This is a genomic window from Caulobacter segnis (assembly GCF_023935105.1).
GTDB classification, from domain to species: domain Bacteria; phylum Pseudomonadota; class Alphaproteobacteria; order Caulobacterales; family Caulobacteraceae; genus Caulobacter; species Caulobacter segnis_B.
Genome location: NZ_CP096040.1, coordinates 5,346,678 through 5,370,064, shown reverse-complemented (window position 1 = coordinate 5,370,064; position 23,387 = coordinate 5,346,678). Strand labels below are relative to the sequence as shown.

The window sequence follows — 23,387 nt, the reverse complement described above, 5'->3', positions numbered from 1 at the left end:
GCCAAAATCCAGTGGCGGCCGGCCGTCGGGCCAAATTCTTGCGTTCTGTGTCGCCCAACCCTCAAGAAAGGGTGGGGGCGGCCGAAACGACATAGGGCGCGCCAGTGGTTTCGGCGCGCCCTAGCATCATTTTCAGCCTTCGGGGGCCGATGGCTCCGCCCGAAGAGGGCCGTCCACTAGAAAGGAGACGGTCTGGAAGCCCGACAGTGTCGGGGGTGAGTTAACCATCTCATGGAACGAGGTTTTTGTCAAGATGGGTGCGGGCGCACGCAAGCTTGACCTCTATGGCGGGGACCGGGTGAGCGGCGAGGCGGCGGGAGCCTGTAGCGGCGGCAGGGCGGCATAGTGGGCGATCAGCGGATCGGCCGCGGCCTGGGCCAGCACCCAGTCGCGGAAGGCGGCGATCTTGCGCACCCTGGCCCGGTCGTTGGGATAGGCCAGCCAATAGCCGCCAGTATAGCGGGCCACCACGTCGAACGGCATGACCAAGCGGCCCTCGGCCAGCTCGCGGGCGAAGAAGATCGGCGAGCCCAGGGCCGCGCCGTGGCTGGCCAGGGCGCTGGCCACCTCTAGCGCCTGGGCGTCGGAGGCCAGGCGCGGATCCAGCTTCTGAGGGGTGGCTGTCACGCCGGCGGCCTGGAACCACTCGTCCCACTCGCGGGCGATGCCGATGCGTTGGACGTCCAGCAGGTCTTCGGGCTTCGAAAGTCCGCCGATCCTGGCCAGAAACTCGGGTGAAACCAACGGCGTCTGGACGGCGGGAATGAGAAAGTGGGCGGTCATGCCCGGCCATTGGCCGTGACCGCCGCGCAGGGCCATGTCGACGCCCTCGCGCGTCAGGTCGACCACCCGGCTGGAGGCCTCCAGCCGTACGGCGATGCGCGGATGGGCGATCTGGAATCCGCCCAGCCGCGGGGCCAGCCACTGGCCGCCCAGGCTCTGGACCGTGGTGATCGACAGCACCCCTTCCTCGGCCTCGACCAGGTCGGAGACCGCCGCCCGCAGCAGGGACATCGCCTCGGTCGCCGCCCGCGACAGGCGTTCGCCCGCCGGGGTCAGGGTCACCTCGCGCGGCAGACGGTTGAACAGCGGCTGATCCAGGCGCTGCTCCAGCGCCTTCACCTGCCAGCTCACGGCGGCCTGCGTCACGCCCAGCGCGTCGGCCGCGCGAGTGAAGCTCTTCAGGCGAGCAGCCGCCTCGAACACGCGGATGGCGCTGAGCGGCAGGCGGGAGAGGATGTCAGTCATAAGGATAGCTTATGCATAGTCAAGGAGGCCGCGTTTGTCATCAGGCGGTCGAACGTCGATCTTCCACGTCATCGACAGCCAAGGAGGGCCGTGATGATGGACCAGGCGCTCAAGATGCATAAGGAAACCACGTTCGGCTGGGTGCTGGCGCTGCAAGAGCTGTGGGCGCTGCTGCGGACGCCAAGCCCGCCCTCGAAACACCCGCGCCTGATCCAGCCGCGATAAGGCGACTTGATCCGGCCGATGCGCTCCCCAAGTCCAGATGAAGAGACCAGGGGAGGCGACATGCCTGATAGTTTGACCCGGCGCGGCGCCATGGCCGCCCCTCTGGCGCTGGCTTTCGTTCCGGGTCTCGCGCGCGCCGCCGCCTCGGCCCCCCGGCATCCCCTCGCCGTGGTCAGGGTCGAAGGCCGGCGGCGCGCGCTTTCGAGGTCCCGGCCGGGCCGGTGACGGTGCGCGACGGCCAGGCCGTGCTGGGCCGGTTCGACGGGACCTTCGTCGAACTGGATGTGTCCGACCACACCCGCCGCCTGACGATCGAGGCGGGCGGCAACACTTTCAGCCTCGACCTTCCGGCCGAGGACGGCCCGATGCTGGGGCCGCCCCTGCGCGGTGGACCGTGGGCGGCGATCTACAAGGCAGACTGGCCACGCGGGCATCGGCGGGTGTTCTACGCCCCCGATGGCGTCTCGCGCCTGCCGGGCCGCACCGCGATCGACTGGGTGAAGCTGGACGACCAGGGCCGCATCGCCGTCGGCGACCCCGACCTCGCCCGCGACGCCCTGGGCTACGGCGCCGAGGTGCTGGCCGTGGCCGACGCGGTGGTCGCCGCCGCTCGCGACGGCGTCCCCGAGGCCGAGCGGGTCTCCAGGAACGGCAAGCATCCGCAGGACCTGGCGGCCGGCAACTACGTCTCGCTGGATCTGGGGAGGGGGCGGTTCGCGGTCTACGAGCACCTGATCCCCGGCAGCCTGCGGGTGAGGATCGGCGACAGGGTGCGCAAGGGCCAGGTCATCGGCCGGCTGGGCTTCTCCGGTGACAGCACCGGCCCGCACCTGCACCTGCACGTGGCCGATGCGGCCGCGCCGTTGCTGGGCGAGGGCGTCGGTTACGGCTTCGAACGCTTCACCCTGCTGGGCCGCTACGAGGATCTGGGGCGCTTGGGCTCGGCGCCATGGACGCCACTCGAGGGTCTGGATTCCGAGCGTCGCGACGAACTGCCGGGCTCCGACGTCGTGGTCCGCTTCCCCGCCTAGCGGACAAAGAAAAAGGCCCCGACGTTTCCGTCGGGGCCTCGTTCATTCGCGATGCGTCGAAGATTACTCTTCGGTCGCCGCCGCGGCCTTGGCGTTGCCACCGGCGCGCTCAGCGATACGGGCCGACTTACCGCGACGGTCGCGCAGGTAGTACAGCTTGGCGCGACGGACGACGCCGCGACGCTTGACTTCGATGCTTTCGATGCTCGGCGACAGCAGCGGGAACAGACGCTCCACGCCTTCGCCGAACGAGATCTTGCGGACCGTGAAGCTCTCGTGGACGCCCGCGCCCTGACGCGCGATGCAGACGCCTTCGTAGGCCTGAACGCGCTCGCGCTCGCCTTCCTTGATCTTCACGTTGACGCGCAGGGTGTCGCCGGGACGGAATTCCGGGATCGCGCGGGCGGCCAGCAGACGGGCCGATTCTTCTTGCTCGAGCTGAGCGATGATGTTGATCGCCATGATCATTTCTCCTTGGGCTTACCCGTTTTCGGGCCGCCTTTTGCCTGTTGATTGGCGAGATGCGTTTCCCAGAGATCGGGACGCCGCTCGCGGGTCGTTTCTTCACGCATACCGCGCCGCCACTGGTCGATCCGCTTGTGATCGCCCGACAGCAGCACCTCGGGGATGTCGAGCCCTTCGAACGTCCGCGGTCGCGTGTACTGCGGATGCTCGAGGAGGCCGTCCTCGAAGCTCTCTTCTAGCGTGCTCTCGATGTTCCCCAGAACACCCGGGGCCAATCGAACGCACGCCTCGATCACGACCATCGCCGCCGCCTCGCCACCGGCAAGGACCGCGTCTCCGACCGAGACCTCCTCGAACCCGCGGGCGTCGAGCACCCGCTGATCCACCCCCTCGAAGCGGCCGCACAGCACCACGATACCGGGCGCCTTGGACCACTCTCGAACGCGCGCCTGGGTCAGGGGCCTGCCCCGGGCGCTCATGTACAAAAGCGGCCGTCCATCGCGCTCCACGCTGTCCAGCGCCGAGGCGATAACGTCCGCTTTGAGCACGGCTCCCGCGCCGCCACCCGCGGGGGTGTCGTCGAGGAAGCCGCGCTTATCCTTGGAAAAGGCCCGAATGTCCAGCGTTTCCAGACGCCACAGGTCCTGTTCCTTCCAGGCGGTCCCGATCATCGAGACGCCGAGCGGGCCGGGGAAGGCCTCGGGGAACATGGTCAGGACGGTGGCGGTGAACGGCATGGGCGCTCTTTAGCCGCACCCGGCGCGAGAGTCGAAGGGACCGTTCACCAGAGGTGTTTTCGCCTTGTTCACCCTCGTGGGGGAAAGGTCTGGCCCAGCCGCCTCGCCTGGACACGACCATGCCTACCCTCCGCCGCATCCTCCGACGCCTGAGCGAAGGCGCCGCCCGGGCGCGGCGGGATCAGAGCGGGGCGATCGCGGTGCAGTTCGCGCTGCTGGTCATCCCGCTGGCGGTGATCGTCTTCGCTCTGGTCGACCTGGGCCGCATCAGCCTGCAGCGCCGCCAGATGCAGGACGCCCTGGACGCGGCCACCCTGATCGCGGCGCGCTCGACCGCCACCACCGACGCCGAGATGGAAGCGGTCGGCGATCCCGCGTTCCTGGCCGAGGTCGCCAGCCTGAACCTGGGCCTGAGCGGCGCCAACGCCAAGTTCACGGCCGGCGCCGACAACCACATCATCGGCACGGCCACGGCCAAGCTGAAGCCGGTCATCGCCAATCTCTGGACCCGCGACGACTTCACCGTCACGGCGACGTCGGACGTGGTGCGCTCGTCGAAGAACCTGGAAGTCGCCCTGGTGCTGGACATCACCGGCTCGATGAAGGGGACGCGGATCACAGACCTGAAGACCGCCGCCTCCGACCTCGTCGACATCATCGTCAAGGACAACCAGGTCCCGTTCTATTCCAAGGTGGCGCTGGTGCCCTACGCGGCCGGCGTCAATGTCGGGACCTATGCCGACGCCGCGCGCGGCCCCGTGCCCGTGCGCGCGATCAGCGGCGCGGCCTGGCTGGCCTCGGCCAAGTCGATCACCGGCGTCAGCAAGGCCAACCCGGCCGTCGTCACCGTGGTCAGCCATGGCTTCGCGACCGGCGACAAGGTCTATATCTCGGGGATCACCGGGAACATGAGCGGGCTGAACAGCAAGACCTACACGATCACCAAGGTGAACGCCGACAGCTTCTCGCTGCAGAACACCAGCACCAGCACCTTCGGCAACTACAGCAGCGGCGGCGGTCAGGTGCGCAAGTGCCTGACCAGCGCCTGCTCGATCGTGGTCACCACCTCGACCGCGCACGGTTTCATCACGAACGACCAGATCAGCTTCGCCGGCATGGCGGGCCTGACCACGCTGAACGGCTCGACCCGGACGATCACCAACCTGACCGCGACCACCTTCGACACCGGCGTCATCGGCGGCTCGACCACGGGGACCTACACCAGCGGCGGCGCGGCCACCTGCGAGCAGAGCGCCAACCCCGGTTGCAACAAGCTGGCCTATACCAGCGCCTCGAACACGTCGGAGGTCCGCGGCCGCAGCTCCTGCGTCAGCGAGCGGACGGGGGCGGACGCCTATACCGACGCCGCGCCCAGCACGGCCTTCGTCGGGACCAACTATCCGTCGTACCTGTCCGCGGACACCAACTCGCCCAATCCCTGTCCCGGCGCGACCATCACCCCGCTGTCCAGTGATCGGACGACCCTGAAGAACCAGATCACCGCGCTGAGCGAGGGCGGTTCGACGGCGGGCCAGATCGGCCTGGCCTGGGGCTGGTACATGGTCGCGCCGAACTTCGGCTACCTGTGGCCCAACCCGGCGCAGAGGCCGGCGGCCTACAGGTCCAAGGACCTGTTGAAGTTCGTCATCCTGATGACCGACGGCGCGTTCAACACGCCCTACTGCAAGGGGGTGATCGCCTTGGACGCCGGCAGCGGCAGCGGCAATTCCAGCGACCATATCAACTGCGCCGCGACCAATGGCGCGCCCTTCGTGCAGAGCCGTGCACTCTGCAAGGCGATCAAGGATCCGGCCAACGGCGTCATCGTCTACACCGTTGGCTTCGACGTGGGGTCCGACGCGACCGCCAAGTCGTTCCTGACCGACTGCGCCAGCGACAGCAGCAAGGCCTTCTTCCCGGCCAACGGCTCGGAGCTGAAGACGGCGTTCAAGGCGATCGCCCAGGAAATCTCCGAGTTGCGGATCGCGAAATAGAAAAGGGGCGGCCAGCAGGTCAGGCGGCCGGAGGCTCGCCGTAGCGGTTGGCTTCCGGTCTGGTCGGTCGCGCCAGCAGCACGATGAGGGTCACCAGGGCTGCCAGATAGAGCACGTTGTTGAAGAAGATCGCGACGAACAGCGTCCCAAGGCCAGAGAACGGCTTGTCGAAACTGCGCACGACGATTGAAAAGCCGATGATGCCGAAGGCCAGGAACGGCAGGGGCGCCAGGCCCCAATAGGCGGTGCGTCCAGTGTCGTGCAGGCGGCGCGCCACGGCGGCGGCCAGCAGGCCCACGAAGACCAGCATCTCTACGCCCATGGCCCCGACCATGAGGCTGAAGTTCGGCGGCGCATTGGTCTGCATGCTCGTCATGGCCCGCGCCATGAAGGTGCTGTTGACCCCGCCCATGACGACGAACAGCAACAGAAACAGGACGCCGGCATATGGCCAGAACAGCCGGCGCGGATCCCGGCCCGAGAAGTCTGTGAGGCGACCCAGTCCCCGTTTCAAAAATTGCATCGCCACCCCCGATACCAAGAAGAAGGGCTCCACCATGGCTGCATGGTGGAGCCCGTTCAAGGGTGCGGCTTGAGGTTGAGGCAGCCCTAGGCCAGCTTGATCTCGCGCAGGCGCTGCTGGAGGAACTCATCCGCCGTGATCGACTCCGGATAGCGGTCCGGATTGTCGGGCGTGACGCAGTTGGGCAGCGTCTTGATCTCGTAGTCCGACGCGAAGTGCAGGAAGAACGGCGTCGAGTAGCGCGGGATGTGACGGCGCTCGGGCGGCGGGTTCTGCACGCGGTGGATAGTCGAGGGCAGGACGTGGTTGGTCAGCCGTTCCAGCATGTCGCCGATGTTGATGACGATGCAGCCGGGCGGCGGGTTGATCGGCAGCCAGTCGCCGTTCCTGTCCAGCAGCTCCAACCCGCCTTCCTCGGCGCCCATCAGCAGGGTGATGGTGTTGATGTCGCCGTGGGCGCCGGCGCGGACGCCGGTGGCGTCCTGCGGGATCGGCGGATAATGCAGCAGGCGCAGCACGCTGTTGCCGTTCTCGACGGTCGGCTTGAAGAAGTCGCGGTCCAGCTTCAGGTAGGTGGCGATCGCCTCCAGCACCTTGCCGCCCATGTTGTCGAGCGCGTTGTAGAACCAGCTGACATCGTGCTTGAAGGCCGGAATCTCGGCGGGCCAGACGTTGTCGGCCATGGTGGCGCGGAAGCGGTGGCCGGGCGGCAGGTCGCGGCCCATGTGCCAGAATTCCTTCAGGTCGTGGTGCGTAGCGCCCTTGGCGGTCTCGACGCCAAACGGGATGTAGCCGCGCGCGCCGCCCTTCACGCCAGCGTACTGCTTCTTCACCTCGGTCGGCAGGGCGAAGAAGGCCTTGGTGTCCGCGAGCGCCGCATCGATGCGGTCCTGGGGAATGTCGTACTCGGACAGCACGGCGAAGCCGTAGCGCTCGAACGAGGCGCCCAGCTCCTGGGCGAAGCGCGGAAAGTCCTTGCTGTAGAGGGAGAACGAAACCGGTTCGATGGCGGAGGTGGACACGTCTAGAAGCCTCGGTGCGAGCCTTGGAATGAGTAAGTCCCTTCTTACTACACTGAGCGTCCGGCGAAACGAAGGCCGTTCATCCTACACTGAGCGTCCGGCGAAACGAAGGCCGTTCATCGCGGGCGCGAGCGTGAGAATGGAACTTGACCATAAGCCAGGCGTTTGCCCGTCGGACCTTGCTCTAACGTAAAATGACGAGGGATGCGATGACCCGCAAGTTCGCTCTGGCCGCTGTCCTGGTGGGCGCCGGCGCCTTGGCCGCCTGCACGACGACCGACCCGTATACGGGCATGCCCGTGCGCAACAACACCGGCACGGGCGCGCTGGCCGGGGCGGCCGGCGGCGCGCTGCTGGGCTATCTGACCAACACCAACAAGGGTGAGCAGGGCCGCAAGAACGCGCTGATCGGCGCGGGCATCGGCGCGCTGGCCGGCGGCGCGGTCGGCAACTACATGGATCGTCAGCAGGCTGACCTCCGGCGCAGCCTGGAATCCTCGGGCGTCATGATCCGTCGCAACGGCGACCAGATCGTGCTGGTCATGCCCAGCGACGTGACCTTCGCGGTCGACAAGTCGGACGTGCAGCCGCAGTTCACCCGGGTCCTGGATGACGTGGCCCGCACGCTGAACGCCTATCCGCAGACCACCATCGACGTGGTGGGCCACGCCGACAGCAGCGGCGGCGCCGACTACAACCAGGGTCTTTCCGAGCGCCGCGCCAGCGCGGTGGCCGACTATCTGACCCGCCAGGGCCGTGTGCTGCCGGACCGCATCTTCGTCGCGGGCATGGGCGCGCGCCAGCCGATCGCCGACAACGCCACCGCCGCCGGCCGCGCCCAGAACCGCCGGGTCGAGATCATCCTGCGCCCGCTGACCTAAATCCGCTTAAGGGCGCGGAATCGTCGCGCCCTTGATCCAAGTGGTTGCTTTTCCCTCGCGCCGTCGCCAATTCGTCGTCCTTATCGCGGATGGCGCGGCGTGAGGTGGACGTGAACAAGTTGGCGAGCGAAGGCGTCAGTCTGACCAAGCAGGCCTATGCCCTGGCTGGCGACCTGATGACCCCGAACGCGACGATCTACTGGATCGACCTCGTGATCTCGGCCGCCCTGATGTGGGGCGGCTTTTACGTGGCGGCGACGACCGCCAGCCTGGCGATCGGCCTGGTCGCTGGCCTGGTCAGCATGCTGGCCCTCTATCGCGCCCTGTCCTTCATCCACGAACTGACCCACATCCGCGACGACGAGGCGCCGGGCTTCCGCATCGGCTGGAACGTGCTGGTTGGCGTGCCCTTGATGACGCCGTCGCTGATGTACGAGGGCGTGCACAATATCCACCACATCAAGGACCGGTTCGGCACGGCGCTGGATCCGGAATACCTGCCGCTGTCGCGGTTCACGCCGCTGAAGCTGGCCGGCTTCCTGTTCGTGGCGCTGCTGGCGCCGCTGGGCGTGGTCCTGCGCTCGGCGATCCTGATCCCACTGTCGTTCGTGGTCCCGCCGCTGCGTCGCTATCTGAAGACCAAGCTGTCGGCCCTGATCATCAATCCCGACTTCGTGCGCGATGACTTGAACCGCTGGCGTCCCGAGTGGGTGGTCCAGGACGTGGCCTGTTGGCTGTGGTCGTGGGCGGTGATCGCCGCCACGGTCGCCGGCATGCTGCCGGTCCGCTTCGTGCTGACGGGTCTGGCGATCTTCTCGGTCGCCACCTTCGTCAACCAGGCCCGCACCCTGGTCGCCCACCACTGGGACAACGACGGTGGCAAGATGACCCTGGACGAGCAGTTCCTGGACTCGGTCAACGTCCCGCCGCCGAACCTGGCTTCGGAACTCTGGGCGCCGGTGGGCCTGCGCTACCACGCCCTGCACCATCTGCTGCCGCGCCTGCCGTATCACAACTTGGGCAAAGCCCACGCGCGGCTGGCCCAGGCCCTGGGGACGGACTCGATCTATCACCATGCCTCGGAGAAGGGCCTGTTCGAGGCCTTGGCCGATCTGTTCGGTCGCGTCGGGCGGAAGAACCTCGCCGCCGAATAAAGAAACGGCGCGGACTCGGCGGGAGCCCGCGCCGCGAAGGCTTGGAAGTTTTCGCGCGGCGGTCGGACCATCCAAAGTTTCCCCACCCTGGACGGATCTGACCGGACGCTCGTCGCGCGATCCACACCGTAAGCGGTGAGACGACGACCGCGCGCCGGCGGTTGCTACGAGCGAGCCGCCAACGGATCAATGGAACGGCGGTCGTTTGAGACGGCGGGTCATGAATCTGAGACGCGGCGCCCGGGCCGTTGACGTCGATCGCCTTTCGGGGTCTGGCTGCGGAGCCGCGTAGCGTTCGTTCGAGTTCTCCATGTCGTCAGATTCGGCGCTTCCACACTTCCAGGCGGGCACCCGGGTGACCCCCGGCCGGCCCGGCGCTGAGGCCTATGCGGACGCCATCGCGCCGATCTTCGATATCGGGCTGCGCGACGTCGACGCCGCCGGGCCTGATCTGGGCATCAACAGCTTCAATATCGGTCCGCTGCTGCTGGGCCAGGCCCACATGAGTCAGGCCGCCTTCACCTACGGCCGCGATGCGCGGAAGATCGCGGCCACTGGCCTTGAGTTGATCCTGGTGCAGATCATCGTCGACGGCGAGGACGTGCGGCGCGCGGGCCGCGACGAGATCACGGCGCGTCCGGGCGACGTCTGCCTGCTGGACCTGACCCGGACCTTCCAGTCCGAGACGGCCCGCTGCACCAACATCAACCTGGCCCTGCCGCGCGACGCCTTCGACGCCCGCGACATCGACCTGGATCCGCTGCACGGCCTGGTCCTGCGGCGCGAAAGTGCGGGGGCCCAACTGCTGCGATCGCACGCCGAGAGCCTGATGCGCGTAGCGCCCGACCTGCGTCCTGACGAGGCCTATGGCGTGGGGCGGGCCACCACCGACCTGCTGGCCGGCCTGACCCTGGGACTGCGCGGCGCGGAGGCGCGGCGGGCGGCGGCCGACACCCAGCGCGCCCGGGTGCGCCGGTTCATCGACGCGCACCTGGCCGATCCGGACCTGGGCGCCGAGCGGCTGTGCCGCCAGTTCGGGTTGTCGCGCGCCTCGCTCTATCGGCTGTTCGCGCCGCTGGGCGGTGTCAGCGAACACATCCGCAATCGCCGTCTGCGCCGGGTGTTCGACGCCCTGTCCGATCCCGCCCAGCCCCTGGCCATGGCCCAGGTCGCCGAGCGCTACGGCTTCACCGTCTGGTCCAGCTTCAGCCGAGCCTTCAAGACGCGGTTCGGCATGACGCCGGGCGAGGCGCGGGGGCAGGGCGCGACCGCCGCCGCCCGCGCCAGCGTGCTGCAGGCGGCGAACGGCGGGCTGCCGGACTGGCTGCGCGCGCTGGACGCCGCCTAGGCGCTCTAGCTGGTCCCCTCCTGCTGGGCGCGCTCGCGCAGTTCCTCGTCCAGGCTGGCGGTGTCCCAGGCCCCCCGGCGTCACCGGGGCGCATGCGGTGCAGGTCGGCGTCCAGCAGCCGGTCCATGGTCTTGGCCGCGTCGCGCGAGGCCAGGATATAGGCTTCTTCCTGGCCCCACATCGGACGCAGCTCCTCGAACACCCGTCGGTCGTGGCGGCGGAAGAAGGCGGCGGCGCGGTGGGCGCGATGGGCGCGGAAGCCGAGCTTCTGCAGCGCCGTGGCCCCCAGGGCCAGGGCGGCCTCGAAGGTCTCGCGCTCGACCGCGTCGGCGCCGTTGGACAGCAGGTCGTAGGCGTGGCGGCGGTCCCAGGCGCGGGCCAGGATCACCAGGTTCGGGAAGGCCTCGCGGGCGGTCTCGACCAGCTCGACGGCCTTCTCGCGGTCGTCCAGGGCGACGATCAGCATGCGGGCCCGCTCGGCGCCGGCGGCGCGCAACAGGTCCAGCCGCGTGGCGTCGCCATAGTGCACGCGGCGGCCGAAGCGGCGCAGCAGCTCGATCTGTTCGATGTCGCTGTCCAGGATCGTCGACTTGAAGCCGTTGGCCGTCAGCATGCGGCCGGTGATCTGTCCGAAGCGCCCGAAGCCGGCGATGATGATGTCCGGCTCGCCCTCGTCGAAGTCGCCGGTCTCGGGGACCACGTCGGGGATGGCCGCGTCCATCAGGGCCGCGATGCGCTCGTACAGGATCATGGCCACCGGCGTCAGGGCCATGGAGACGGCGACGGCGGCGGTCAGCAGGGCCGCCAGCTGGACGCCGATCACGCCGGCCCCGACCGTGAAGCTGAGCAGCACGAAGGCGAACTCGCCGCCCTGGGCCAGGGCCGTGGCCACCGCCATGGCGCCGCGCTTCTGGGCCCCGAACAGGCGGGCGATGCCGTACATGACCAGGAATTTCAGGACCATCAGGCCAACGACGATCCCGGCTAGGACCAGGGGCTGGCTGGCCACCAGCGGCAGGTTCACGCCCGCGCCGACGGTGATGAAGAACAGGCCCAGCAGCAGCCCCCGGAACGGCTCGATGTCGCTTTCCAGTTCGCGGCGGAACTCGCTTTCGGCCAGCACCACGCCGGCCAGGAAGGCCCCGAGGGCGGGCGACAGGCCGACGATCTGCATCAGGCTGGCCACGGCCACCACGATCAGCAGGGCCGCGGCGACGAAGATCTCGCGCAGGCGGGCCTTGGCGATGAAGCGGAACACCGGGCGCACCAGATAGCGGCCGCCGCCAATCACGCCCGCCACGGCCGCGAACACCGACAGGGTCTGGGCCCAGATCGGCAGGTGGGCGACCAGGCTGCCGCCGCCATGCCCGCCGCCGGCCTCGGCGTGATGCGCCGCGCCGGTGGCCAGCAGGGGCAGCAGGGCGAACATCGGGATCACCGCCAGGTCCTGCAGCAGCAGCACCCCGAACGCGGCGCGGCCGACCGGGCCTTGCCGCAGCCCTTTCTCGTCGAGGGTCTGCAGCACGATGGCGGTGGACGACATGGCCAGCACCAGCCCCACGGCCAGGGCCGTCTGCCAGGGCAGGCCCAGGGCCAGCGAGGCCGCGGCGATGGCCAGGGCCGTGCCCAGCACCTGCGCGCCGCCCAGGCCGAAGATCGCCTTGCGCATGTCCCACAGCATCGAGGGCTGCACCTCGAGGCCGATCAGGAACAGCAGGATGACGACGCCGAACTCGGCGAACTTCATGACGTCGGCCTGGTCGCCGACCAGCGACAGGGCGAAAGGCCCGATGACCACGCCGGCGATCAGATAGCCCAGCACCGAGCCGAGCCCCAGCCGCTTGGCGATCGGCACCGAGATGACGGCCGCGCCCAGATAGACCAGGGTCTGGGTGAGGAAGTTCTCCATGCCGTCCTTAAGCCTCCGCCTTGCCGCGCGCCGGCAGCAGCGAGGCCACGCGCGCCTTGTAGCGCTCGGCCTCGGCCTTCAGGGCCGCGTCGTCCTTCACCGAGGCGCCGTGAACCACGAACGGCGTCTCCCATTCCATGCCGCACAGGTGCGCGGTCTGCTCCAGCGGCCGCAGGAACTCGTCCATCGAGAACCGGTTGTAGCCGTGGGCGTGATAGGCCTTGGCGCTGGCGCCGGTGGTGCAGGCCACGAACAGCCGCTTACCTTTCAGAGCCTCGCCGCCTTCGCCATAGGCGAAGCCGTGCAGCCAGACCAGATCCAGCCACTCCTTCATCAGGGCCGGGGGCGAATACCAGAACAGCGGGAACTGCAGGGCGACGACGTCGTGCGCGACCAGGGCCGCCTGCTCGGTCTCGATGTCGACCACGAAGTCCGGATAGGTCTCGTAAAGATCCTTGAAGGTGACCCCGGAAAGGCCTTTCGCCGCCTTGGCCAGGGCCCGATTGGCGCGCGAGCGTTCAAGCGCCGGGTGGGCCAGCACCAACAGCACGCCGGAGGTGGCGGGTGTCACGGAGCCGGTGTTAGCGTCGTTCATCACTGAACCCCTCCGCCTGGCGGAAAAATATTCATCAAGGGTTGAATTTCGTCACGGCTCGGGCGACACGGTTCGCCGAGAGCCGGAGGAAAGCTGAGAGGCAGGCTTTTCATCCGTCCTGGATAAAAAGCGGCCAGCTCGCGATAGCCCGCGCGTTCGGAATAGGGAGACACCATGGTCGACAAGGTGAAGACAGACGCCGTCGAGGCCCTGGCCGGGCTGTTGTTCGACGGCATGACCATCATGGCCGGCGGGTTCGGCCTCTGCGGCATTCCGGAGAACCTGATCGCGGCGATCCGCGAGGCGGGAACGAAGGACCTCACGGTCATCTCCAACAATTGCGGCGTCGACGGCTTCGGCCTGGGGATCCTGCTGGAGAACCGCCAGATCAAGAAGATGGTCTCGTCCTATGTGGGCGAGAACAAGCTGTTCGAACAGCTCTACCTCAGCGGTGAACTGGAACTGGAGTTCAATCCGCAGGGCACCCTGGCCGAACGCATCCGTGCGGGCGGTGCGGGCATCCCGGCCTTCTTCACGCGCACCGGATACGGCACCCTGGTCGCCGAAGGCAAGGAAGTCCGCGAGTTCGACGGCGAGATGTACGTCATGGAGCGCGGCCTGACCGCCGACCTGGCCATCGTCAAGGCCTGGAAGGCCGACGCCGAGGGTAATCTGATCTATCGAAAGACGGCCCGGAACTTCAATCCGATGATGGCCACGGCCGGCAAGAAGACCGTCGTCGAGGTCGAGCAACTGGTCGCGATCGGCGCCCTGGACAAGGACGCCATCCACACGCCCGGCATCTATGTCGACCACCTGATCAAGGGCGCGAAGTTCGAGAAGCGCATCGAGCGCGTGACCACCCGCCAGAAGGAACAAGCGTAATGGCCTGGACGCGCGACGAGATGGCGGCCCGCGCCGCCAAGGAGCTGCGGGACGGCTTCTACGTGAACCTGGGGATCGGCATTCCGACCCTGGTGGCCAACTACATCCCGGAAGGCATGCACGTGACGCTGCAGAGCGAGAACGGCATGCTGGGCATGGGTCCCTTCCCCTATGAGGGCGAGGAGGACGCCGACCTGATCAACGCCGGCAAGCAGACGATCACCGAGCTGGACTCGAGCTCGTACTTCAGCTCGGCCGACAGCTTCGCCATGATCCGCGGCGGCCATATCGCCCTGTCGATCCTGGGCGGCATGCAGGTGGCCGAGAACGGCGACCTGGCCAACTGGATGGTGCCGGGCAAGATGGTCAAGGGCATGGGCGGGGCCATGGATCTGGTCGCTGGCGTCAAGCGCGTGGTGGTGGTCATGGACCACTGCGAGAAGTCCGGGGCGCCCAAGCTGCTCAAGCAATGCTCCCTGCCGCTGACCGGCGCGGGCGTGGTCGATCTGCTGATCACCGAGCTGGGCGTGTTCGAGATCAATCGCGGCAAGACGCCGGTGAAGCTGATCGAACTGGCGCCGGGCGTCACGGTCGACGAGGTCAAGGCCAAGACCGAGGCGGCGTTCGAGGTGGCGCTCTAGTCACCTCCAGCCAGTAGGGGTGCTCCAGGGTGAGCGCCACGTATCTCGCCGTCGCCTTGCCATAGGCGGCGGCGATGTCGTTCAGGGCGGTGGTCGGATCGCCGTTGCGCGGCTCCACCATCCGGCCGGCGCGCGGAAGCTTCTCCGGCGCGATCACCGCAAGCCTATGCCGTGACACCGCGCCCTGGCTCGGAAAGGCCTCCGAGCGGTTCGTCCTCGACCAGGCGTCCAGGGCCGTGGCGAAGGCCAGGTCGTCGAAGCCGTCGGTGATCCGCACCGCGACCTTCTCGCCGCGCCAGGCGTTGGCCCAGCCCGAGAGGCCGGTCATCGCCGCGTCCGTCCCGACCCGGAAGGCCGCGCCGTCGTGGGCCTGGACGGGGAGGGGAACGCCCAGCCGCGCCGCCGTCGCCCGCATCACCTCCTCGCCGGCCAGGTCGCGCAGCAGGGCGAGGCTGGCGGGGATCGACGCCGTCACCCCGGCGGTGGTGGTTATCGGCCCGTCGACGATCCAGCGCCGGTCGCGCCGCCAGCGCACGTTCGGATAGGCCTTGGCCAGACGCTTCAGTTCGAACCAGTGGGTCGTGGCCTCGCGGCCATTCAGAAGGCCGCCCCGGGCCAGGGTCTCGGCCCCGGCGCAGATCGCGACGATCCGGGCGCCGCGCTTGGCGCGCTCGCGCAGCCAGGCGTCACGGACGGGGTCATAGGCCGGCATCATGAAGGGAATGACGACGACGTCCGGCTCGCGGGTCAGCTGAGCGAAGGTCGCCTGCGGCCGCACCCAAGCCTTGCCCGGCATCAGCCGCACGGGCGCCAGGGTGGGGGCGATGATCTTCACCTCGACCGTTCCGGACTCGGCCAGCACGGCGTAGGGGGCGACGAGATCGGTGGTCTCGGTTCCCCGGGCGTCCGCCAGGATCACGACCAGAGGCCGGGCCAGGGCCGGCGAGGCGGTGAACAGGGCCAGCAAGATGGCGAGCAGGCGCGACATGAAGACCTCCCGTGAGACGCGGGAAGCATCGCCGTGGCGAGGGCTGGCGAAAGGACGGTGATCCCTCGAAAGCAGCCAGGACGTCCGATGTCCTTACTGTGGCTGATGCCGTGGGCGAGGCGGCAGGCCGGTGATCGGGTCGCGGGGCAGGGGGGCGAAGCCCTCGGCGATGAACAGGTCGACGCGGCGCGAGCGCTTCTTGTCCAGCCGCACGCGGGCGATCTGCAGGCCGGAATGGGCCTTGAAATCCTGCTCTATCTCGGGGCGATAGCCGCCCTCCAGGCTGACGATCAGGGCGCGGCGGCCGTAGTGGGCGTCCAGCGGGGCCGAGGTCTCAGCCTGGTTTTGGGGATGGGCCTCGTGCACCCACATGCGCAGCGGCGGCGCGCCTGGCTGGCCGAAATAGTCGCGGCCGTAGTAGGCGGCGGCGTTGTAGACGAAGCGATCGTCCATCGCCACGGAACTGACCCCGCCACGCAGGGCCTGCTCCTCGCGGGCGCGCTCGATGATCGCCTGAACGGTCTGGTCCCAGCCGCGCACGCGCTTGAAGCCGTTCGACAGGCCCGTGGCGTCGGCGAGCTTGGGGCTGATCATGCAGGCGACGAAGAAGGCGGCGAACAGGGCCTGGAACGCCAGGCCGCCGATCAGCCAGCGGCGGGCGTTCCAGCGCAGCAGCCAGCCGGCCGCCAGCACCGAGCCGGCCACGAAGGCCGCGCCGGCCCAGTTGGCGTTGGCGCGCGAGACGAAGGCCTCGCCGGCCACGAGGATCAGCGGCGGGGCGGCGAAACACAGCAGCAGCAGGTCGGGCGAGGCCAGCTTTCGCTTCACGCCCAGCCAGATCGCACCGCCTAGAAGGGCCGCGAACGGCACGGGGCCGAACACGCCGAACTGCGAACCGACGAACTCGATCAGCTCACGGAAGTTGAACAGGGTGTGTGCGCCCCAGTTGGCGTTCGAGGCCGTGTGCTTGACCGTCGAGAACTGGTGGCTGGCGTTCCAGGCGAAGTTGGGGGCCAGCACCAGGACGAAGGCCGCCAGGAACAGAACGATCGCCGCCGGGCACCAACGGTTGCGCGCCTCCTTCGAGATCAGGGCGTGGATGGCGATGCTGCCCAGCGCGTAGATCGCCGCGTATTTCGACAGGAAGGCCAGGCCCAGGGCCGCGCCCATGCCCAGGGCGACGAAGTAGCGGCGCGGGGCGTAGGCCGTGGCCAGGTCGACATAGGCCCAGATCGTCAGGGCCAGGAAGAACAGCAGCGGCGCGTCGGTCGCGATCAGGCCCGACGAAAGCACCACGCCCGGCATCAGGCTGTAGATCGCCGCGGCGACCAGTCCGCTCCAGCCGCCATAGAGCTTGCGGGCGATGCGGTGGATCACCAGGGCCGCGCCGCCGTGCAGCAGCAAGGCGGACAGACGCACCCACGGCTCGGCGTCGCCGCCGATCTTGGTTGTCAGCCAGATCAGCCAGGCGATCATCGGCGGCTTGGAGAAGTAGCCGAACGCCAGCTCGCGCGACCACAGCCAGTACTGCGCTTCGTCCGGATAGAGCTCCAGCGGCGTCGTGAAGAGGGCGATCAGCCGCACGAGCGTCAGGCCCGCAACCATCAGCAGGGTCCACCGCCACGCGCGGGCCTCGACTGAGAATTGCGGAGATTCGTGAACGGCTTGCATGACGCCTAATTAGCCAAGTAAAAAAATTCTGACCAATTGTTCCGCGTTCACGGGCGTTTATGACGGTTTGCGGGCGGGCGTGGCCTTTCCGTCACCAAACCTTCTAAAACTTTCGTTAAACGGCCCCAACGGCGCGGAACCATGCCGGTCATATGGCGGGCGTGTCGAAAAAATGAGGGGATCCTTCAAATGCGTATGAGAAATTTCGCCCTGGCTACGACCGCGCTGGTCGGCAGCCTGGTGGCCGCTGGCGCGGCCATGGCTCAATCGACGGGTACGGACGCTGTCGAACAGGTCGTCGTCACTGCATCGACTCTGAAGAACCAAAACGGCGCCATTGTGTCGCAGGTCGTTCCGAAGTCGCGCTCGACCATCACCCAGGAATTTATCTCCCGTCAGGTGCCTGGCCAGACCATCCTGGACTCGCTGAATTTGATGCCGGGCGTCAACTTCACTAACAACGATGCTTATGGCTCGGCCGGCGGCGACATCACCCTGCGAGGCTTGGACTCGCAACGCATCGCCCTGCTGCAAGACGGCATCCCGCTGAACGACAGCGGCAACTACGCCATCTATCCGAACCAGCAGATGGACTCGGAGCTGATCGCCAAAGTCGACGTCAATCTCGGCACGACCGACGTCGACAGCCCGACGGCCGCGGCCGCCGGCGGCACCATCAACTACGTGACCCGCAAGCCGAAAGATGAATTCGGTGGTGTGATCGAAGCCCAAACCGGCGACGGCAACTTCCGCCGCTTCTTCGCCGTGATCGACACCGGCAAGATTGGGCCTTGGGGCACCACCGCCTGGATCAGCGCCGGTGACGCGATCAACGACGTGTTCAACGGCCCGGGCAAGATCCACAAGAAACAGTACAACGCCCGCATCTATCAACCGATCGGCGACAATGGCGACTTCATCAGCCTGATCGCCAACTACAACGAGAACCGCAACAACTTCATCAACCGCATGTCGCTGGCCGCCTTCCAGGCCGGCACGGGCATCGGCTACAGCCGCGCCACCTGCACCCGTCCGACCCCGGTCGCCGGCACCGCGCAGATCGATACGAACGCGGGCAGCTGCTACAAGTACAACATCAACCCGTCGAACACGGGCAACCTCCGCGGTCAGTCGCTGTTCCACATCGGTGACAACTTCATCCTGACCGCCGACCCGTACTTCCAGTACACCCTGGCCAACGGCGGCGGCCGCGCCCTGTTCAACGAAAGCGGCAACGGCACCGGCAGCGGCATCATCCGCGGCAGCGCCCTGACCGGCGGTCAGGATCTGAACGGCGACGGCGACACCCTCGACACCGTCCTGCTCTACGCGCCGAACACGACGAACACCCGTCGCTACGGCGTCACCTCGTCGCTGATCTGGAAGTTCTCGGACAACCAGAGCTTCCGCGCCGCCTACACCTTCGACGAAGCTCATCACCGTCAAACCGGCGAGTACACGACGTTCAGCTCGGACACGACGCCGACCAGCGTCTTTGGCGGCAAGGACGGTTACGGTACGCCGATCAAGCTCTCGGACGGCAGCATCCTGCGCAAGCGTGACCGTGTCTCGGTCGCGACTCTGAACCAGTTCTCGGTCGAGTACCGTGGCAAGTTCATGGAGGACAAGCTGCTGCTCAACGTCGGCCTGCGCGCGCCGTTCTTCAAGCGTGAGCTGAATAACTTCTGCTACATGTCTGACACGTTCACGGCCTACTGCACCAACCAGGCTCCGACGGCCGTGGCAGGTACGGATGACGGCAACGGCCAGACCCTGGTTACCTTGCCAGGCCAAGGCTCGACCCAATACGGTCGCCCGCGTCAGTTCACCCGCAAGTACGATAAGGTCCTGCCGAATGTTGGCATTAGCTACCAACTGGCCGATTACCAGTCGGTCTATGCCAGCTACGCCGAAACCCTGTCGGCTCCGCGTACGGACGACCTGTACGACAAGAAGCTGACGAGCCCGAAGCCGGAGATTACCAACTCGTTCGACCTTGGTTATCGCTATCAGTCGCCCACGGTCCTGTTCTCTGCGGCGGTTTGGTACACCGACTTCTCGAACCGCATCGAGCGTGCGTTCAACGAGCAGGACAATATCGCCTTCTCGGTCAACGTCGGCGACGTGAAGAAGAAGGGCTTCGACGCCCAGTTCGGCTTTAAGCCGGAAGACTACATCAGCTTCTACGCCTCGTTCTCGTACCAGGACTCAGAACTGCAAGAAAACATCCCGGGCACGGCCCTGGGTTCGCTGCTGCTGACCAAGGGTAAGGAACTGTACGAAGCGCCGAAGTATCAGGGCGCCGTCCGGGTCGACTACGACATCACCGAGGCCTTCAGCGTCGGCGTCCAGGCCAAGTGGGTCGGCGAGCGTTGGACCAACCTGACCAACACCGAAAAGGTGCCGCACTACGCCCTGCTGGATGCGGACGCCCGTTACCAGCTGGACGCTTTCGGCATGAAGGACACCTACGTCCAGATCAACGTGAAGAACCTGACGAACGAGAAGTACCTGGGCGACCTGGCGGTGAACCCGTCGGGCACGGGCCTGGGCCAGCCGGGCTACCCGCGCACGGCCAGCATCACCCTGCACGCCGCGTTCTAAGCTCGGCCAGCAGAGATAAGGGAGAAGGGCGGTCCTCGCGGGCCGCCCTTTTTCTTTGTCATGTGCGTCTGCTAGTCACAGACGTCTTGACCCCCGACCCCGCAGGGGCCATCTGCGCCCCCTTCGTTTTCCCACCGTTTTCCTTGGGCTCACCGATGACCATCACCGTCCCCGCCGAGTGGGCTCCGCACCGCGCCATGTGGGTGGGTTTTCCCAGCCACGCCGAGCTGTGGCAGGAAGACCTGGAGCAGGCTCAAGCGGAAGTGGCCGACCTGGCCCGCGCCCTGGCCGGCCCGGGCGCAGAGCGGGTGCGCCTGATGGTGGTCGGCGACGAGGCCGAGGCCGCCGCGCGCGCGCTGCTGTCCGACACCACGGTCGAGATCGTGCGCGGCCAGTTCGGCGATATCTGGCTGCGCGACACGGGCCCGATCTTCGTCGAGCGCGAGGGGGCCGCCTCGGCCGCCGGCTTCCAGTTCAATGGCTGGGGCGGCAAGTACAGCCTGGAAGGCGACGATATCGTCGCCGAGCAGATCGCCGCCGCCTCGGGCGCGCCGCTGGTCCGCAACGGCTTCATCCTGGAAGGCGGCGCCCTGGACCACGACGGCCTGGGCACCATCCTGACCACCCGCCAGTGCCTGCTGAACGCCAACCGCAACACCGGCTGGGACGAAGCCTCGGCGACCTCGGCCCTGGCCGACGCGCTGGGCGCCAAGAAGGTGCTGTGGCTGGGCGACGGCCTGCTGAACGACCACACTGACGGTCACGTCGACAATCTGGCGCGCTTCGTGGCGCCGGGCGTCGTCGCCTGCCCGATGGCCTATGGCGCCGATGATCCGAACGCGGACGTCTATGCCGAGACCGCCAAGCTGCTGGCCGGCATGACCGACAGCCGCGGCTCGCCGCTGCAGGTCGCCCGCATTCCGTCGCCGGGCAAGATCCTCGATGAGGACGGCGAGCCGATCCCGGCCTCGCACATGAACTTCCTGATCGCCAACGAGGCGGTCATCGTGCCGATCTACGCCGAGGAGTCGGGCGCCTTCGCCGTCGAGGTGATCAAGGGCCTGTTCCCCGAGCGCCAGGTCATCGGCCTGCCGTCCACCGCCATCCTGACCGGCGGCGGTTCATTCCACTGCATCTCGCAACAAGAGCCGGAGACCGCCTGATGGCCCGTACGCTCAGCGTCGCCGCGATCCAGACCTCGTACGGCATGGATCTGCAGGCCAACATCAAGAAGACGGAAGCCTTCATCCGCGAGGCCGCGTCCAAGGGCGCGCAGGTCATCCTGCCGTCCGAGCTGTTCCAGGGGCCGTACTTCTGTGTGGCGCAGGAGGAGCGCTGGTTCGCCGAGGCCCATCCCTGGCGCGAGCACCCGGTGGTCAAGGCCATCGCGCCGCTGGCCGGCGAGTTGGGCGTGGTGCTGCCGATCTCGATCTTCGAGCGCGAAGGCCCGCACTACTTCAACAGCCTGGTGATGGCCGACGCCGACGGCTCGCTGATGGGCGTCTATCGCAAGAGCCATATCCCCGACGGCCCGGGCTACATGGAGAAGTACTACTTCCGGCCCGGCGACACCGGCTTCAAGGTCTGGGACACCCGTTTCGGCCGTCTGGGCGTCGGCATCTGCTGGGACCAGTGGTACCCCGAGGCGGCCCGCGCCATGGCGCTGATGGGCGCCGAGGCCCTGTTCTATCCGACCGCGATCGGCAGCGAGCCGCACGACCCCAGCCTGGACACCGCCTTGCCGTGGCGACGGGCCATGCAGGGTCATGCCGTCTCGAACGTGATCCCGGTGATCGGCGCCAACCGCATCGGCTTCGAGCCGTGGGACGGCTATCCGAACGGCGGCCAGACCTTCTACGGCTCGTCGTTCATCGCCGACCATCGCGGCGACCTGGTCAGCGAGCTGAGCCGGGCCGACGAGGGTCTGGTCAACGCGACGTTCGACCTCGACTTCCTGACGACGCACCGCGCCGCCTGGGGCTTCTTCCGTGACCGGCGGCCGGAGTTCTACACGGCCCTGGCCAACGGTCGCCCCGCGTGATCCACACCGACCGCCTGGTGCTGCGCCCGGCGGTCGACGCCGACCGGGACGCCATCGCCGCGCTGAACGCCCATCCCAAGGTGGGCGCGTGGCTGGGCGGCGTGCGCGACCGCGCCGCCAGCGACGCCTTCGTCGATCGGGTCCAGGCCCATGAGTTCGAGCACGGCTTCGGCTTCTGGGTCGTCGAGCGCCAGACCGACACCCGCGTGATCGGCATGACCGGCGTCTGGTGGGTTCCGCCCGAGATGGACATGCCGGGCGTGGTTGAGATCGGCTGGCGCTTCCATCCCGACGCCTGGGGCCAGGGTTACGCCACCGAAGCGGCCAAGGCGGCTTTGGCCTACGGCTTCGAGACCCTCAAGCTGCCCGAGATCATCGCCTTCACGGCCCGCACCAACCTGGCCTCGCAGTCGGTCATGCGCCGGATCGGCATGCGCCACGACCCGGTGCGGGATTTCGACCATCCGGGGTTGGCCGAGGATGATCCGCTGCGCCAACACGTGGTGTTCGTGGCGCGACCCTAGGCGCCGCAGTCGGTCGGCGGGCCCTTGGCCTTCGAGGCCGCCACCTCCGCCCGCGCCTTGGCCAGGTCGCTGATGAAGCCTGGATCATCGTGCAGCCGCGTGACCAGCGCCGAGCCCAGATAGCGGCCGGCCTCGACGTCGCTCTGGAAGTGGACGCCGCAAACGATGCGGCTGTCGCCGAACGCCTTGCCGCGCGCCAGGATCGGGCTGGCCTTTTCCGGGACCAGCTCGGCGATCACCGAGGCCCAGGCCCAGCCGATCAGGCCATGGCCCGAGGGGTAGGAGCCATCGGTGTTGATCCAGGCCTCGCGCGGCACGCAGATGGGGGCGGTGTTGTCGACCGGCGGGCGAGGCCTCTGATAGGCCGCCTTGGCCGGTTGGTAGATCTTGGCCGCGTCGTCGGTCATGCGCAGCAGCATGTTGGCCAGGGTCGGGGTGGCCTCGGCGCTCAGAGTAACGCCGGCCGCGCATGAGAAGCTCTTCAGCCCGTTCTTGCCCGACAGGTCGGCGTCGGCGATCGCCTGGCTCCAGGTCGGCGTGTTGACCAGTTTGCGGGTCTCGTCGAACTGGGCGCGCTCGGCCTTGCCGCGGGCCGAGTCCGGGGCCGGGGGCGGGCCGACGATGGCCGTGGCGACGATGCCGCCGTCACCGCCCAGATAGCCCGGCGGCGGCTTCACCCAGCCCGCGGAAGGCGCGGTGGTGGCCACGGCCGCAGGCTTGGCGAGATGCGTGCGCAGGCCACCGCCCGAGCAGCCGGCGAGGACCAGGCCGGACACGGCGGCGATCAGAACGAAACGGGTCATGGGATGCGTCCCTGAGGTCATCCGCCCACAGAGAGCGGGGAAGTTCACGCGTCAAGAGAAAGCGGATTGACGAATGGATATGTTATTTCATAACACGG

Annotated in this window: 20 protein-coding genes and 1 pseudogene; 11 read left to right on the top strand and 10 right to left on the bottom strand. The window is 67.7% G+C overall.

What is annotated here, in order from left to right:
* Positions 1-282: 282 nt before the first annotated feature.
* Positions 283-1,248, bottom strand: coding sequence for a LysR substrate-binding domain-containing protein (locus MZV50_RS24870; RefSeq protein WP_252632014.1), 966 nt, complete (start codon positions 1,246-1,248; stop codon positions 283-285).
* A gap of 446 nt (positions 1,249-1,694) precedes the next feature.
* Here MZV50_RS24870 and MZV50_RS24865 point away from each other — a divergent pair, with 446 nt between their 5' ends.
* A complete protein-coding gene (locus tag MZV50_RS24865) occupies positions 1,695-2,504 on the top strand; it encodes a M23 family metallopeptidase (protein ID WP_252632013.1) in 810 nt (269 codons plus the stop codon).
* A gap of 63 nt (positions 2,505-2,567) precedes the next feature.
* Here the strand turns inward: MZV50_RS24865 and rplS are convergent, their stop codons facing one another.
* Positions 2,568-2,966: a 50S ribosomal protein L19 gene (gene rplS / locus MZV50_RS24860; RefSeq protein ID WP_252632012.1), complete on the bottom strand. Its 399-nt coding sequence runs from the start codon at positions 2,964-2,966 to the stop codon at positions 2,568-2,570.
* Between the two features lie 2 nt (positions 2,967-2,968).
* Positions 2,969-3,706 (bottom strand): tRNA (guanosine(37)-N1)-methyltransferase TrmD, encoded by a 738-nt coding sequence (gene trmD, locus MZV50_RS24855; protein WP_252632011.1) that lies wholly within the window; start codon positions 3,704-3,706, stop codon positions 2,969-2,971.
* Positions 3,707-3,825: 119 nt separating this feature from the next.
* Between trmD and MZV50_RS24850 the strand changes: the two genes are divergently transcribed.
* Positions 3,826-5,700, top strand: a complete 1,875-nt coding sequence (locus tag MZV50_RS24850; protein WP_252632010.1) for a ubiquitin-activating E1 FCCH domain-containing protein — start codon at positions 3,826-3,828, stop codon at positions 5,698-5,700.
* 19 nt (positions 5,701-5,719) lie between these two features.
* Here MZV50_RS24850 and MZV50_RS24845 read toward each other — a convergent pair whose 3' ends face one another.
* Both MZV50_RS24845 and MZV50_RS24840 read right to left on the bottom strand, forming a co-directional pair.
* The gene (locus tag MZV50_RS24845; RefSeq protein WP_252632009.1) at positions 5,720-6,223 is read right to left on the bottom strand and encodes a DUF805 domain-containing protein; all 504 of its coding nucleotides are present in this window, start codon (positions 6,221-6,223) and stop codon (positions 5,720-5,722) included.
* 86 nt (positions 6,224-6,309) lie between these two features.
* Positions 6,310-7,245 carry an isopenicillin N synthase family dioxygenase gene (locus MZV50_RS24840; RefSeq protein ID WP_252632008.1) on the bottom strand — a complete coding sequence of 312 codons (936 nt, stop codon included), beginning with the start codon at positions 7,243-7,245 and terminating at the stop codon, positions 6,310-6,312.
* Positions 7,246-7,454: 209 nt separating this feature from the next.
* Here MZV50_RS24840 and MZV50_RS24835 point away from each other — a divergent pair, with 209 nt between their 5' ends.
* From MZV50_RS24835 to MZV50_RS24825, 3 genes are all read left to right on the top strand, one after another.
* A complete protein-coding gene (locus MZV50_RS24835) occupies positions 7,455-8,126 on the top strand; it encodes an OmpA family protein (protein WP_252632007.1) in 672 nt (223 codons plus the stop codon).
* A gap of 110 nt (positions 8,127-8,236) precedes the next feature.
* The gene (locus tag MZV50_RS24830; RefSeq protein ID WP_252632006.1) at positions 8,237-9,280 is read left to right on the top strand and encodes a fatty acid desaturase family protein; all 1,044 of its coding nucleotides are present in this window, start codon (positions 8,237-8,239) and stop codon (positions 9,278-9,280) included.
* A 310-nt stretch (positions 9,281-9,590) separates the two neighbouring features.
* Complete coding sequence (locus MZV50_RS24825) at positions 9,591-10,628, top strand: helix-turn-helix domain-containing protein (RefSeq protein WP_252632005.1); 1,038 nt, start codon at positions 9,591-9,593, stop codon at positions 10,626-10,628.
* A gap of 5 nt (positions 10,629-10,633) precedes the next feature.
* Here MZV50_RS24825 and MZV50_RS24820 read toward each other — a convergent pair.
* Together MZV50_RS24820 and kefF are read right to left on the bottom strand one after the other, a co-directional pair.
* Positions 10,634-12,537 (bottom strand): annotated as a pseudogene (locus MZV50_RS24820) (monovalent cation:proton antiporter-2 (CPA2) family protein).
* Between the two features lie 7 nt (positions 12,538-12,544).
* On the bottom strand, positions 12,545-13,132 hold the full coding sequence (gene kefF / locus MZV50_RS24815) for a glutathione-regulated potassium-efflux system oxidoreductase KefF (RefSeq protein WP_252632004.1): 588 nt from the start codon (positions 13,130-13,132) through the stop codon (positions 12,545-12,547).
* 174 nt (positions 13,133-13,306) lie between these two features.
* On the opposite strand from kefF, the gene MZV50_RS24810 reads away from it, so the two are divergent.
* Together MZV50_RS24810 and MZV50_RS24805 are read left to right on the top strand one after the other, a co-directional pair.
* Positions 13,307-14,017, top strand: a complete 711-nt coding sequence (locus MZV50_RS24810) for a CoA transferase subunit A (protein WP_252632003.1) — start codon at positions 13,307-13,309, stop codon at positions 14,015-14,017.
* Complete coding sequence (locus tag MZV50_RS24805) at positions 14,017-14,658, top strand: 3-oxoacid CoA-transferase subunit B (RefSeq protein WP_252632002.1); 642 nt, start codon at positions 14,017-14,019, stop codon at positions 14,656-14,658. The genes MZV50_RS24810 and MZV50_RS24805 overlap by 1 nt, the downstream gene beginning before the upstream one ends.
* Here MZV50_RS24805 and MZV50_RS24800 read toward each other — a convergent pair.
* Positions 14,618-15,646 (bottom strand): DJ-1/PfpI family protein, encoded by a 1,029-nt coding sequence (locus MZV50_RS24800; RefSeq protein ID WP_252632001.1) that lies wholly within the window; start codon positions 15,644-15,646, stop codon positions 14,618-14,620. The two genes, MZV50_RS24805 and MZV50_RS24800, sit on opposite strands and share 41 nt — an antisense overlap.
* A 93-nt stretch (positions 15,647-15,739) precedes the next feature.
* Positions 15,740-17,317: an ArnT family glycosyltransferase gene (locus MZV50_RS24795; RefSeq protein WP_252632000.1), complete on the bottom strand. Its 1,578-nt coding sequence runs from the start codon at positions 17,315-17,317 to the stop codon at positions 15,740-15,742.
* A 189-nt stretch (positions 17,318-17,506) separates the two neighbouring features.
* Between MZV50_RS24795 and MZV50_RS24790 the strand changes: the two genes are divergently transcribed.
* The 4 genes from MZV50_RS24790 to MZV50_RS24775 all read left to right on the top strand — a co-directional run bounded on the left by MZV50_RS24790 (position 17,507) and on the right by MZV50_RS24775 (position 22,486).
* Positions 17,507-19,921, top strand: coding sequence for a TonB-dependent receptor (locus MZV50_RS24790; protein ID WP_252631999.1), 2,415 nt, complete (start codon positions 17,507-17,509; stop codon positions 19,919-19,921).
* Positions 19,922-20,076: 155 nt separating this feature from the next.
* On the top strand, positions 20,077-21,084 hold the full coding sequence (locus tag MZV50_RS24785) for an agmatine deiminase family protein (RefSeq protein WP_252631998.1): 1,008 nt from the start codon (positions 20,077-20,079) through the stop codon (positions 21,082-21,084).
* Positions 21,084-21,962 carry an N-carbamoylputrescine amidase gene (gene aguB, locus MZV50_RS24780; protein WP_252631997.1) on the top strand — a complete coding sequence of 293 codons (879 nt, stop codon included), beginning with the start codon at positions 21,084-21,086 and terminating at the stop codon, positions 21,960-21,962. The genes MZV50_RS24785 and aguB overlap by 1 nt, the downstream gene beginning before the upstream one ends.
* Positions 21,959-22,486 carry a GNAT family N-acetyltransferase gene (locus MZV50_RS24775; RefSeq protein ID WP_252631996.1) on the top strand — a complete coding sequence of 176 codons (528 nt, stop codon included), beginning with the start codon at positions 21,959-21,961 and terminating at the stop codon, positions 22,484-22,486. Before aguB ends, MZV50_RS24775 begins: the two co-directional genes overlap by 4 nt.
* Here MZV50_RS24775 and MZV50_RS24770 read toward each other — a convergent pair.
* Positions 22,483-23,289: an acid phosphatase gene (locus MZV50_RS24770; RefSeq protein WP_252631995.1), complete on the bottom strand. Its 807-nt coding sequence runs from the start codon at positions 23,287-23,289 to the stop codon at positions 22,483-22,485. The two genes, MZV50_RS24775 and MZV50_RS24770, sit on opposite strands and share 4 nt — an antisense overlap.
* Positions 23,290-23,387: the final 98 nt, after the last annotated feature.

What these genes read in the sequence shown, in the direction of transcription:
- MZV50_RS24825 (WP_252632005.1), top strand. Translation starts at nt 9,591, where the DNA reads ATGTCGTCAGATTCGGCGCTTCCACACTTCCAGGCGGGCACCCGGGTG.
- MZV50_RS24835 (WP_252632007.1), top strand. Translation starts at nt 7,455, where the DNA reads ATGACCCGCAAGTTCGCTCTGGCCGCTGTCCTGGTGGGCGCCGGCGCC.
- MZV50_RS24790 (WP_252631999.1), top strand. Translation starts at nt 17,507, where the DNA reads ATGCGTATGAGAAATTTCGCCCTGGCTACGACCGCGCTGGTCGGCAGC.
- MZV50_RS24805 (WP_252632002.1), top strand. Translation starts at nt 14,017, where the DNA reads ATGGCCTGGACGCGCGACGAGATGGCGGCCCGCGCCGCCAAGGAGCTG.
- aguB (WP_252631997.1), top strand. Translation starts at nt 21,084, where the DNA reads ATGGCCCGTACGCTCAGCGTCGCCGCGATCCAGACCTCGTACGGCATG.
- MZV50_RS24845 (WP_252632009.1), bottom strand. Translation starts at nt 6,223, where the DNA reads ATGCAATTTTTGAAACGGGGACTGGGTCGCCTCACAGACTTCTCGGGC.
- MZV50_RS24800 (WP_252632001.1), bottom strand. Translation starts at nt 15,646, where the DNA reads ATGTCGCGCCTGCTCGCCATCTTGCTGGCCCTGTTCACCGCCTCGCCG.
- MZV50_RS24770 (WP_252631995.1), bottom strand. Translation starts at nt 23,289, where the DNA reads ATGACCCGTTTCGTTCTGATCGCCGCCGTGTCCGGCCTGGTCCTCGCC.
- kefF (WP_252632004.1), bottom strand. Translation starts at nt 13,132, where the DNA reads ATGAACGACGCTAACACCGGCTCCGTGACACCCGCCACCTCCGGCGTG.
- trmD (WP_252632011.1), bottom strand. Translation starts at nt 3,706, where the DNA reads ATGCCGTTCACCGCCACCGTCCTGACCATGTTCCCCGAGGCCTTCCCC.
- MZV50_RS24795 (WP_252632000.1), bottom strand. Translation starts at nt 17,317, where the DNA reads ATGCAAGCCGTTCACGAATCTCCGCAATTCTCAGTCGAGGCCCGCGCG.
- MZV50_RS24785 (WP_252631998.1), top strand. Translation starts at nt 20,077, where the DNA reads ATGACCATCACCGTCCCCGCCGAGTGGGCTCCGCACCGCGCCATGTGG.
- MZV50_RS24850 (WP_252632010.1), top strand. Translation starts at nt 3,826, where the DNA reads ATGCCTACCCTCCGCCGCATCCTCCGACGCCTGAGCGAAGGCGCCGCC.
- MZV50_RS24870 (WP_252632014.1), bottom strand. Translation starts at nt 1,248, where the DNA reads ATGACTGACATCCTCTCCCGCCTGCCGCTCAGCGCCATCCGCGTGTTC.
- MZV50_RS24810 (WP_252632003.1), top strand. Translation starts at nt 13,307, where the DNA reads ATGGTCGACAAGGTGAAGACAGACGCCGTCGAGGCCCTGGCCGGGCTG.
- rplS (WP_252632012.1), bottom strand. Translation starts at nt 2,966, where the DNA reads ATGGCGATCAACATCATCGCTCAGCTCGAGCAAGAAGAATCGGCCCGT.